Genomic DNA, 11,613 nt, shown 5'->3' with positions numbered 1-11,613 from the left:
ACGGCTATCCCAGCAGCGACGGCACCACGGCGTCGATCAGGTGTGGCCCGGGTTCGGCGAAGGCGTCGCGCAGCGCGTCAGCCAGTTCTTCGGCGGTGCCGGCCCGTCGCGCCGGCACGCCCATGCCTTGCGCGATCTGCACGAAATCCATTGTGGGACGTGATATGTCGAGCAGGTCGAGGGCTTTGGGGCCGGGCGCCGACCCGGCGCCGACACGTTGCAGTTCCAGGCGCAGGATGTCGTACTTGCCGTTGTTGTAGATGACGGTGGTGACGTCGAGGTTCTCCCGGGCCTGGGTCCACAATCCCGAAATCGTGTACATCGCAGAACCATCCGACTCCAGACACAGCACCGGACGGTCCGGTGCCGCGACGGCGGCGCCCACCGCGGTCGGGATGCCGTAGCCGATCGCGCCGCCGGTCAGTGTGAGCCAGTCATGCGCCGGGGCGCCGGCGGTGGCGGCGGGCAGCAACAGACCTGAGGTGTTGGATTCGTCGACGACGATCGCGCGCTCGGGCAGCAGCGCTCCGATCACGTCGGCCGCCGATGCCGCCGTCAACGGCCCGCACGGTAGCTCCGGACGCGACGCCACCGCCACCGGCACCTCGGTTCCCGGCGCCAACTCCTCGGCCAGGGCAACCAAAGCTATTCCAGCGCAACCGAATTCAGCGAGCCGATGGACTTGACAACCCGGCGGCACGAGGTCGCTGGGCAGGTCCGGGTAAGCGAAGAACGAGACCGGCGACCTGGCCCCGGCCAGTATCAGATGCTTGCTGCCCTCGAGTTGGGCGGCCGCGGCTTCGGCGAAGTACCCCAGACGTTCGACGGCCGGAACGCCGGCACCGCGTTCGAGCCGCGTGGGGAAGGTCTCGCACAGCAGGCGGGCACCGGTGGCTGCGGCGATCCGCGCGGCCGCGGCCAGCCCCGGCCCGCGGGTGGCGTCGCCGCCGATCAGGATGGTGGTGGGTTCATCCGAGCGCAGAACCTCAGCCACCGAACCGTTGTCGACGTGCCCGCCGGAGAACGAGGAAGCGACCGTCTTGGCCGGCCGGCCGCCGTCGGACCAGGACACGTCGGCGGGCAGGATCAGCGCCGAGGACATCGAGCCGGACACGCAGGCGGCGATGGCATCGGCGGTGTCGGCCCCCACTTCGGCGACGTCGGTGGTGCGGCGCACCCAGCCCGAGACGGTGCCGGCGACGGCGTCGATGTCGGATTCCAGTGGGGCGTCGTACTTCTTGTGGTACGTGGCGTGGTCGCCGACGACCACCACCATCGGGACGCGGGCGCGCCGCGCGTTGTGCAGGTTGGCCAACCCGTTGCCCAGTCCGGGTCCCAGATGCAGCAGTACGGCGGCGGGCCGACCGGTGATGCGCGCGTAACCGTCGGCGGCGCCGGTGGCCACACCCTCGAAAAGGGTTAGTACGCCCCGCATTCGGTCCACGGTGTCCAGGGCGGCGACGAAGTGCATCTCCGAGGTGCCCGGGTTCGAGAAGCACACGTCGACGCCACCGTCGACCAGGGTGTTGATCAGTGCCTGGGCTCCGTTCATCTGTCCGCCTTTCGTTGCAGCCTGAAGACCCGCTCGGCATTGCCGTGCAGGAAGTCGCGCCGCGCCTCGTCGCTGAGTCCGAGTTGGTCGATGCCGGCGAGGGCGTGCGAATGGGAGATCATCGGATAGTTGGTGCCGAACAACACTTTGCGTTGCCCCGTACCGGTTTTCATGAATCGGACGAGTTCGTCGGGAAGGCGACGCACCGTGTAGGCGGAGGTGTCGATGTAGACGTTCTCGTGCTTGCGGGCCACGGCGACCATTTCCTCGGTCCACGGATAGCCGACGTGGCCGCACACGATGACCAGTTCCGGGAAGTCCAGTGCCACCTGGTCGACATATGGAATGGGTCGACCGGTCTCCGACGGCTGCAACGGACCCGTGTGTCCGACCTGGGTGCAGAACGGCACGCCGGACTCGACGCACTGGGCGAACAGTGGATAGTAGCGCCGGTCGGTGGGCGGTGCGTTCCACAGCCACGGCACCACCCGCAGCCCGACGAAGCCGTCGGCGACGCGGCGACGCAGTTCTCGTACGGCCCGCATCGGACGGTCCAGGTCCACCGCCGCCAACCCGGCCAGCCTATCCGGGTACAGCGAAACCCATTGGGCTACCTCGTCATTGGAGACCAGATCTAACCCACCCGGTCCGGTCCACGCGCTCAGCAGGCCGAGCTGCACGCCGCCGGCGTCCATCGAGGCCACCGTGGCCGCGATGGGTATCTCGGCATCTGGGATCGACCCCCCGGTCCAGCGTCGCAGCGAGGCCAGCATCTCGTTGCGCAGGAACCGCTGAGTCGGATGCTGCATCCACACGTCGATCGCCATCGCGCGTTGACTCTAACTCGCTGACGATGCCGGCCGCGGAGCGGCAACAGGTCACGCCTGCAACGCCTCGCGTGCAGCCGCGTGCGTTTGACTCAGATAACCGCCGCCGAACAGCACCACGTGCGCCAGCAGCGGGAACAGTTGATGCAGCCGCACTCGACTGCGCCATCCGGGTCGCAGCGGTCGCACGTGCTGGTACCCGGCGATCACCGCGTCCAGATGCGGACAGCCGAACAGCGCAAGCATCGCCAGGTCGGTCTCACGGTGGCCGCCGTGCGCGGCGGGGTCGATCAACACCACACCGGCCGGTGTCCACATCACGTTGCCACTCCACAGATCGCCGTGCAGCCGGGCGGGCGGGTCGTCGTCGTCGAAGTCGCCTGCACGACAACGCCGCACGACCGCATCGACGGCGTCACGGGTGCTGCCATCGAGTTGGCCGCCGGCCAGCTCGGCCATCGGGGCCAGCCGTTCGTCGGCGTAGCAAAGACCCCAACTGCGGTGCCCGCGCAGCGACATCGGCAGCGGCTGGGACAGTGGCCCGAAAAATCCCGGGCCGTCCCAGCCGTCGGGCCCGACGCCGAAGGCCGCCGCTCCGGCGTCGTGGGTGACGGCCAGCCTGCTGCCGAACTCCCGCGCCGCCGCGCCGCTGGGCCGCACCGATTCGAGTCGTTGCAGGGTGAGGCTGGTCGCGTCCACGGACACCACCCGCGCGCACGGCACGCCGCCGTCGACGTCGGCGAGCCAACCCAGACCGGCGGCCTCCCACGCGAAGAAACGGTCCGGCGCGCCCACCCGGCTCTTGACGAAGTCGCTCACGACGCGACTGTAGACACCGGCCCGGAGTTGAGTCCGACGAACTGGTTCTCTCGCCGAAACCACTACGTGCCCGGCGAAATCGCGATAGATTTCCGAGACAATTGACGGAAACGTCGATTCTCGAATAGTCGTGCACAATGCCGGAGTCGCGTGATGACGTTCCTTTCCGCCGCACCCGATCTGATCGCCACTGCGACAGAAAACTTGGCCGAGATCCGGTCGGCCCTGCAGCACGCGAACGCTGCCGCCGCGCAGGCCACCACCCAGCTGGCCGCAGCGGCGGCCGACGAGGTGTCGGCGCAGATCGGTGCGTTGTTCGGTGCGCACGGCACCGCCTACCAGGCGGTCAGCACGCAGGTGGCCGCGTTCCAGCAGGAATTCGCCGGTGCGCTCAGCGCGGCGGCCGTGGCCTACTCGGGCACCGAGTCCGCATCGGCTGCCGCGATCACCCCGCCGGCCATCTTCGGCCGGCCGCTGTTCGGCAACGGGGCCGACGCCACCACGCCCGGTGGCAGCGGCGGCGACGGCGGCTGGTTGTTCGGTGACGGCGGTAACGGTGCGGCCGGGGCCGCCGGGCAGGCCGGCGGCAACGGCGGGTCGGCTGGACTACTGGGCCGGGGCGGTACGGGCGGTACCGGCGGTGCCGGCAGCCACGGCGGCGCCGGTGGCAGCGGGGGCTGGCTGCTCGGCGTCGGAGGTGCCGGCGGCACCGGTGGATCCGGCGGTGGCACGGGTGGCGCCGGCGGCAACGGCGGACTGCTGTGGGGTGGTGGCGGCGCCGGTGGCACCGGTGGTTCCGGTGGCGGCACGGGCGGGGCAGGCGGGCGCGCGGAATGGCTGTTCGGCGCCGGCGGGGCCGGCGGGACCGGCGGCGCGGGCGACCCGGGATCCGAGGGTGGTGGTACCGGTGGCGACGGCGGGCGTGGTGGAGTCGGCGGTGCGGGCGGACTGCTGGCCCGCGGTGGTGCCGGCGGTGCTGGAGGTGTGGGTGGCACCGGCGGTGCCGGCGCCACCGCAGCGGTCGGCGGCACCGGTGGTATCGGCGGAGACGGCGGCGCCGGCGGTCACGGCGCCCTGCTGCTGGGCCCGGGCGGTACCGGCGGGGCGGCCGGAGCGGGCGGCACCGGGGGCGCCGGCGGAACTGGTGCGGACGGCGCGGTCGCCGGTCTGGGTGGCATCGGGGGCACCGGAGGCCAGGGCGGTGTGGGCGGGGTGTCCGGTCACGGCGGTGCCGGCGGGGAGGCAGGCGGATTGTTCGGTGTGGCCGGCCACGCAGGCAGCACCGGCACCGGTGGCACCGGAGGCGCCGGGGGTGCTGGTGGCAGCGGCTTAGCCGGTACCAAATCCGCCGCCGGGCTCACCGGCGGCGACGGGTTCGCCGGGGGCCCCGGGGGCGACGGTGGCCAGGGTGGCAACGCGGTCGACGGCGGAATCAACGGTTCGGGTGGCGTCGGCGGAAACGGTGGCACGGGTGGCAAGGGTGGCACCGGTGGTGCGACCGTCGCCGGCAACGACGGCGCCACCGGAGGAAAGGGCGGGGCGGGCGGCGATGCCGGGCTCGGTGGTGCGGCGGGAACCGGCGGGCAGGGCGGGGTGGCCGGCAACGCCGGCACCGGCGGCACCGGTGGTCGGGGCGGGGACGGCGGCACCGGCAGCAAGGGTGCCGACGCGGCTGCGGGCAGCGGCGCCACGGGCGACACCGGTTTCGTCGGCGGTACCGGTGGTGAGGGCGGGGCAGGCGGTAAGACCGGCGCGGGCGGAACCAACGGCAGCGGCGGCCAGGGCGGCACCGGCGGGCAGGGCGGCACCGGTGGACAGGGCGGATCGGGCGCCGACAACTCCAGCGGGGTCGGCCACCAGGGTGGCACCGGTGGCACCGGCGGAGACGCTGGTCAAGGCGGTGCAGGCGGTGGCGCGGGCAGCGGCGGGCACGGGGGTGCCGACGGCGCCCGAGGCGATGCCGGCACCGGTGGTACCGGCGGGACCGGGGGCACGGGCGGGACCGGCGGCAACGGCATCAGCGCGGCGTCGAATACCGGCGCAGACGGCACCGACGGCTTCGCCGGCGGCAAGGGCGGTGGAGGTGGCCAGGGCGGCAACTCGGGCGCCGGGGGTACGAACGGCAGCGGCGGTAAAGGCGGTCAGGGCGGCAACGGCGGCTATGGCGGCAACGGCGGGTCGGGCGTCGCCAACGACACGGGCATCGGGGGTGACGCCGGCAACGGGGGCGCAGGCGGCGATGCGGGCGACGGCGGGAGCGGCGGCACAGTCGGCAGCGGCGGAACCGGCGGCGACACCGGCGAACACGGACTACGAGGCGGCGGCGCCGACGGCGGCAGGGGTGGCGACGGCGGCGGCGGCGGCCTCGGCGGCACGTCGACCAGCACGCCGGGCGCAGCGGGTGCCTCCGGGTTTGCCGGGGGCGACGGCGGAACCGGCGGCCGGGGTGGCGCGGGCGGCGGCAACGGCGGGGCCGGCGGCAACGGCGGCCAAGGCGGTGACGGTGTCGGCGGCAACAACGGCGGCGCCGGCGGTCAGCCCGGCGGCGACGGCGGCGACGGGGGTGACGGTGGCAACGCTGGCAAGGGCGGCGCTGCCGGCTCCGGCGGCGGCCGCGGCGGGGAGGGCGGTTCGGGTGGCAAGGGCGGTGCAGGCGCCCGGGCCGGGGCCGGCACCACCGACGGCGCGCACGGCGGCGACGGTGGCGACGGCGGCCGCGGCGGCGACGCCGGCGCCGGCGGTGACGCAGGCCCGGACGGCACCGCCGGGGCTGTTGGCAAGGGTGGTCTCGGCGGAAACGGCGGAAACGGGGGTCGGGGCGCTGTCGGCTACCGCGGTACCGACAGCACTGACGGCGGCACCGGCGGCACCGGTGGCACCGGCGGCCAGGGCGGTAACGGTGGTGATGGCGGCGACGGTGGCGACGGTGTCGGCGGTGTGGGTGGCGGCACCGGAGGCAACGGCGGCAAGGCCGGCGATGGCGGCACCGGCGGCACCGGCGGAACCAGCACCGGAGCGGCGGTGCACGTCACCGGCGGTGACGGCGGCCGCGGCGGGATCGGCGGGGACGGCGGCAACGGTGGCTTGGCCGGCGCGGGCGGCGCCGGCGGCGGCGTCGAAGGCAAGGCCGGCACCGTCGGCAACGGCGGGGCCGGCGGCCAGGGCGGGTCGGGCGGTACCGGCGGTGAGGGCACCAATCCCCCGCCGATACACATCGACAACGCCGCCGACGGTGCCGACGGTGCCGACGGCATCCCCTGGGGGGCGAACGGTGAGAGTGGCGCAAACGGCGTGACGACCGGCCAGCAAGGCGGCAACGGTGGCAGTGGCGGCACCGGCACCAGTGGCAACATGATCGTTGCCGTCGGTGGCGACGGCGGCAACGGCGGCGACGGCGGCACCGGCGCGAACGGCGGAAACGGCGGGCGCGGCGGCGACGCCGACCGTACCGTCAACAACAACTTTCCCAGCCAGGGCGGCCAGGGCGGCGACGGCGGCCGGGGCGGTGCCGGCGGAAACGGTGGAAACGGCGGCGACGGCGGAGAAGTCCTCAGTCCGAACGCCTGGGATATCGACTTCTACTACCACGCGGGCGACGGCGGCGACGGTGGCGCCGGGGGGACGGGCGGACGCGGCGGAAACGGTGGAAACGGCGGGCTCAGCTACAGCGCCTACGAGCCCGGCGGTAACGGCGGAACCGGTGGCCGCGGCGGCGACGCCGGCGGACTGACCAGCACCGGCGGCACCGGCGGCGACGGCGGCGCGGGCGGCACCGGGGGCAACGCCGGCACCGTCGGCGATCTCACCGGCGCGGTCGGTGGCGTCGGCGGCCTGGGCGGCGACGGCGGCACCGGAGGAGTAGGCGCGGCCGGTGGCGCCGGCGGTGACGGCGGCAAGGGTGGTCCCGCCGCATCCAATGCCTACAGCGGCAACGGCGGAAACGGCGGCGATGGCGGAAACGGCGCCGACGGCGGCCGGGGCGGGAACGGCGGGCAGGGCGGGGCCGGCGGAATCGGTCCCAACGGTCAGGCCGCCGGCGGCTCGGGCGGCGGCGCCGGCTTCGGTGGGCTCGGCGGAGCGGGCGGGGACGGCGGCGCGGGCAATGCCCCGGGCACCGCCGCCAATCCTGCTCATCTGGGTGCGCCGGGAGTCGACGGCATCGACGGCGACGCCGGGAACACCGGCCCCCGGGGCACGGTGGGCGCCCCGGGCTGATCGCCGGCTGGTCAGGCGGTTACGTGCGCGGCATGCACGTCGTCGGCCGGCCGGGCCTCGGTCTGCTCCTTGGCCCAGCGGTAGTCCGGCTTGCCCGCGGGCGAGCGCTTCACCTCGTCGACGAACCAAAGGCTGCGCGGCACTTTGTATCCCGCGATCTCCGACCGCACGAAGCTGTCCAGCTCCGCCAGGGTCGGCCGCGCCCCCTGCCGGGCCTGCACCACGGCGGCGACGTGCTGGCCGTAGCGCGGGTCGGGCACCCCGACCACCAGCGCGTCGAACACGTCGGGGTGGCCTTTCAAGGCGGCCTCGACCTCCTCGGGGTAGATCTTCTCCCCGCCACTGTTGATCGACACCGAACCGCGTCCCAGCATGGTGACGCTGCCGTCCTCCTCGACCAGCGCCCAGTCGCCGGGGATCGCGTAGCGGACCCCGTTGATGGTCCGGAACGTCTCGGCGGTCTTCTTCTCGTCCTTGTAGTAGCCGAGCGGGATGTTGCCTCTCTTGGCGAGGAAGCCGCGCACGCCCGAGCCGGGCTTGACCTCGTTGCCGTCCTCGTCCAGGACCACCGTGCGGTGGTCGATGGTGACCCGGGGACCGCCGCTGTGCGGCGCGTCCTTGGCGACGATGCTGGTGCCGCCGAAACCGGTCTCCGACGACCCGATGGAGTCGGTGATGACGCGATTGGGCAGCAGCTCGAGGAACTTCTCCTTGATGCTCGGTGAGAACAGCGCGGCCGTCGACGCGAGCAGGAACAGCGACGACAGGTCGTACTCGTTGCCGGCGTCCTGGTGTGCCAACAGCGCGTCGAGCAACGGGCGCGCCATCGCGTCACCGGTGAAGAACAGCAGGTTGACTTTGTGCTGGTGGATCGTCCGCCATACCTCGTCGGCGTTGAATTCCGGTGCCAGCACGGTGGTTTGGCCCGAGAACAGCGACATCCAGGTGGCCGACTGGGTGGCGCCGTGAATCATCGGCGGGATCGGGTAGCGGACCATCGGCGGGTTCGCGGCGGCCGCTTTGGCCAGGTCGTACTCGTCCTTGATGAATTCGCCGGTGGCGAAGTCGGTGCCGCCGAACAGCACGCGGTAGATGTCCTCGTGCCGCCACATCACGCCCTTGGGGAAGCCGGTGGTGCCGCCGGTGTAGAGCAGGTAGATGTCGTCGGCGCTGCGCTCGTCGAAGTCGCGCTCGGGGGACCCCTGCTCCAGCGCGGCGTAGAACTCGACGCCGCCGTAGCGCTGATAGTCGTTGTCGGAGCCGTCCTCGACCACCAGGATCGTCTTGACGTCGGGGGTGTCGGGCAGCACGTTGGCGACCCGGTCGGCGTACTGCCGCTCGTGCACCAGCGCCACCATGTCGGAGTTCTCGAACAGGTAGCGTAGTTCGCCCTCGACATAGCGGAAGTTGACGTTGACCAGGATCGCGCCCGCCTTGATGATGCCCAGCATCGCGATGACGATCTCGATGCGGTTGCGGCAGTACAGGCCCACCTTGTCGCCCTTCTGCACACCCTGGTCGATCAGGTAGTGCCCGAGGCGGTTGGCCTTCTCTTCCAGTTCGGCGTAGGTCAACTGCTCGTCACCGGAGATGAGCGCTACGCGGTCCGGCACAGCGTCGATGGCGTGCTCGGCGAGGTCAGCAATATTCAGGGCCACGGCCACCAAATTAGAACGTGTTACATTTCTTGACAAGCTGATGCCCGATGTCGCGCGAAAGGCGGTCCCGGTGAGCGAGAGCCCAGCAAACGAATCCGGTTCTTCGGAAGCCGACGCGCTGGTCGAGCAGCGCGGTCACACGCTGATCGTCACGATGAATCGGCCGGCCCGTCGCAACGCTCTGAGCACCGAAATGATGCGGATCATGGTCGAGGCCTGGGACCGGGTGGACAACGACCCCGACATTCGGTGCGCCATCCTGACCGGCGCCGGTGGCTACTTCTGCGCAGGCATGGACCTCAAAACGGCGACGCAGAAGCCGCCGGGGGATTCGTTCAAGGACGGCAGCTACGACCCGTCGCGCATCGATGCGCTACTCAAGGGGCGCCGACTCACCAAACCGTTGATCGCCGCCGTCGAAGGACCCGCGATCGCCGGCGGCACCGAGATCTTGCAGGGCACCGATATACGTATCGCCGGCGAGAGCGCGAAGTTCGGCATCTCCGAGGCGAAGTGGAGTCTGTACCCGATGGGCGGTTCGGCCGTGCGACTGGTGCGCCAGATTCCCTACACGGTGGCCTGCGACCTGCTGCTGACCGGTCGGCACATCACCGCCGCCGAGGCCAGGGAGATGGGGCTGATCGGGCATGTCGTCCCGGACGGCCAGGCGCTGACCAAGGCCCTCGAACTCGCCGAGATCATCGAGAACAACGGGCCGCTGGCGGTCCAGGCAATCCTGCGCACCATTCGCGAAACCGAAGGCATGCACGAAAACGAAGCCTTCAAGATCGACACCCAGATCGGGGTCTCGGTGTTTCTCTCCGACGACGCGAAAGAGGGCCCGCGCGCATTCGCCGAGAAGCGCAAGCCGCAATTCCAGAACCGCTAGCCGTCACGGGTTGGCGAGATTGCTGCTCAATTTGCTCGTGATGCGGTTGGCGACAACCTGAGCCTGGTCGACGGTGTCGTAACCGCACGCCACCACGTCGACGACATACTGCGTTTGGTATGTCAGCACGTGCTGGCAGGTGTATCGCGAATTCTCCTGCGAAATGGCCGCGGTCAGGGTGGTGTCGGTCTGTTTCATCGACTTCATCAGCCAATGGCCGACGGTGCCGCTGGCGTCGACGGTGTATGACTGGCCGTTGCATTTCTGCCACGACTGCGTCGCCGTCCGGAGATATGTCTTGGCCTTGTCTTCGGTGCCGAGGGCGACCATTCCCTGCGCGACGTAATGCGTCCGTTCACCTTGCGGGGACGATCCCACCGCGCCCCTGAGCGCCACCCAGTCGATGCCGGTCAGGGAATCGGGCGGCACGATCATGGAAATTCCGATACAGGTGGCGGGATTCACCCGGACCGGATCCTTCGACAGCCGGCTGAACCGACTCGAGGTCACGAACGAGTTGTCGCCGACCGCCGACCGGATCTCTGCCTCGGTCAGCGTTGAGACGGTGAGCGCCGGGGCCAACGGTTGCTCGGTCGATGGCTTGGCCCGGCTGTTACCGGCCCGCAGGACGACGGTGGTGACGATGATCGCGACAGCGGCGACCGCGATCAGCGCGCATGTCAGCAGTTTGCGATTCATGATGCCGCCAGGATTTTGGAAACGAGGGTGTCTGCCTTCGACTCGACGCCGGCCCGGTTGTCACAGACGATGACGGTCGCAATGGCGGTGTCGGACGTGGCCACGTTCTGTTGACACAGGAAGCTGCTGTCGTCGACGAAATGGTATTGCGCGGATATTTTGGTGCGTCCGTCCGCGACGATCGTCGCTTTCATCTTGACGCCACCGGCCGAGTAATCGAGGTTGTTGCAGCTGCGCCAGGCCTGCAGTCGTTGTTGCAGAAAGCGATTCGCCGCCGACACCGATGGCGCGTTCGCCAGATATTGATCCACGCTGCCCCGGATGTCGTTTCCGGTGGCGTGCAACGTCTGGGAATCGGCCGTGTTGATGCCGACGGCAGCGAATGCCGCTTTCATATCGATCGACTGAATTGCTCCGCACTGTTGCGGCGTGACGGTGAAGCCGGGCTCGGTGAGTTTGCGTGCCGAGTCGATGAGCCGATAGTTCTTTTCACCCATGACGTTGTTGACCTGCTGCACCGACAGCAACGCCGGTCCCGCCGCTTCGGAGGACCCGGTGGCCACGAAGATGATCGGCACCGCGATCGCGACGGCGACAACGGCGCAACCCGCGGTGACAGCGACCGCGTGCCGCTGCCACCGACCAACCTGACCGCCGGCGGCGAACGCCACGGGTTGCTGTCGGGGCCCGGGTGGTGGCCACGGCGCGGCCGCGGGGGCGCCGTGCCACGGCCCGGCAGCGGGGGCGAATCTCGGATCCACCCCGCCCGGCCCGGGCGGAATCGGTTGCGGAGTCATCACGGGTTGCGGTCCGGTAGGAGGGCCGGTGATGGCCGCGCGGGCTGCGGCGGTCAATTCCTTGGTGGTGTCGTAGCGGTCGTCGGGGTTTTTGGCCATCCCTTTGGCCACCACGGCGTCGAGTTGGGCGGGCAGGCCGTGGCGCAACACCGACGGC

General features: G+C 71.0%; 8 protein-coding genes. 2 read left to right on the top strand and 6 right to left on the bottom strand.

From position 1 onward, the window contains the following. Nucleotides 1-4 precede the first annotated feature (4 nt). Genes AC5Y3Z_RS22530 through AC5Y3Z_RS22520 form a run of 3 tightly spaced genes read right to left on the bottom strand, consistent with a single transcriptional unit; the run spans nucleotide 5 to nucleotide 3,198 of the window. Complete coding sequence (locus AC5Y3Z_RS22530) at nucleotides 5-1,552, bottom strand: acetolactate synthase large subunit (protein WP_473140160.1); 1,548 nt, start codon at nucleotides 1,550-1,552, stop codon at nucleotides 5-7. Next, a complete protein-coding gene (locus tag AC5Y3Z_RS22525; protein WP_473140159.1) occupies nucleotides 1,549-2,379 on the bottom strand; it encodes an amidohydrolase family protein in 831 nt (276 codons plus the stop codon). The genes AC5Y3Z_RS22530 and AC5Y3Z_RS22525 overlap by 4 nt, the downstream gene beginning before the upstream one ends. Nucleotides 2,380-2,430: 51 nt before the next feature. Further along, nucleotides 2,431-3,198, bottom strand: coding sequence for a fructosamine kinase family protein (locus AC5Y3Z_RS22520; protein WP_463828373.1), 768 nt, complete (start codon nucleotides 3,196-3,198; stop codon nucleotides 2,431-2,433). Between the two features lie 153 nt (nucleotides 3,199-3,351). Here AC5Y3Z_RS22520 and AC5Y3Z_RS22515 point away from each other — a divergent pair, with 153 nt between their 5' ends. Continuing rightward, nucleotides 3,352-7,413 (top strand): PE family protein, encoded by a 4,062-nt coding sequence (locus AC5Y3Z_RS22515; protein ID WP_473140158.1) that lies wholly within the window; start codon nucleotides 3,352-3,354, stop codon nucleotides 7,411-7,413. A gap of 11 nt (nucleotides 7,414-7,424) precedes the next feature. Here the strand turns inward: AC5Y3Z_RS22515 and AC5Y3Z_RS22510 are convergent, their stop codons facing one another. Further along, nucleotides 7,425-9,077 (bottom strand): acyl-CoA synthetase, encoded by a 1,653-nt coding sequence (locus AC5Y3Z_RS22510; RefSeq protein ID WP_473140157.1) that lies wholly within the window; start codon nucleotides 9,075-9,077, stop codon nucleotides 7,425-7,427. A 64-nt stretch (nucleotides 9,078-9,141) separates the two neighbouring features. Here AC5Y3Z_RS22510 and AC5Y3Z_RS22505 point away from each other — a divergent pair, with 64 nt between their 5' ends. Then, entirely contained in the window at nucleotides 9,142-9,960 is an 819-nt protein-coding gene (locus tag AC5Y3Z_RS22505; RefSeq protein WP_463828370.1) for a crotonase/enoyl-CoA hydratase family protein, read from the top strand. Between the two features lie 3 nt (nucleotides 9,961-9,963). On the opposite strand, the gene AC5Y3Z_RS22500 is transcribed toward AC5Y3Z_RS22505, so the two are convergent. Both AC5Y3Z_RS22500 and AC5Y3Z_RS22495 read right to left on the bottom strand, forming a co-directional pair. Next, entirely contained in the window at nucleotides 9,964-10,659 is a 696-nt protein-coding gene (locus AC5Y3Z_RS22500) for a sensor domain-containing protein (protein ID WP_473140156.1), read from the bottom strand. Beyond that, a partial coding sequence (locus AC5Y3Z_RS22495; RefSeq protein WP_499919080.1) for a sensor domain-containing protein occupies nucleotides 10,656-11,613 on the bottom strand: 958 nt, incomplete at its 5' end. The genes AC5Y3Z_RS22495 and AC5Y3Z_RS22500, both read right to left, overlap by 4 nt.

Source organism: Mycobacterium sp. NGS61, assembly GCF_059812325.1.
Note: the sequence above shows the minus strand (reverse complement) of the source record. Positions and strands in the feature narration are given on the sequence as shown.

What these genes read in the sequence shown, in the direction of transcription:
- AC5Y3Z_RS22530 (WP_473140160.1), bottom strand. Translation starts at nt 1,552, where the DNA reads ATGAACGGAGCCCAGGCACTGATCAACACCCTGGTCGACGGTGGCGTC.
- AC5Y3Z_RS22525 (WP_473140159.1), bottom strand. Translation starts at nt 2,379, where the DNA reads ATGGCGATCGACGTGTGGATGCAGCATCCGACTCAGCGGTTCCTGCGC.
- AC5Y3Z_RS22515 (WP_473140158.1), top strand. Translation starts at nt 3,352, where the DNA reads ATGACGTTCCTTTCCGCCGCACCCGATCTGATCGCCACTGCGACAGAA.
- AC5Y3Z_RS22500 (WP_473140156.1), bottom strand. Translation starts at nt 10,659, where the DNA reads ATGAATCGCAAACTGCTGACATGCGCGCTGATCGCGGTCGCCGCTGTC.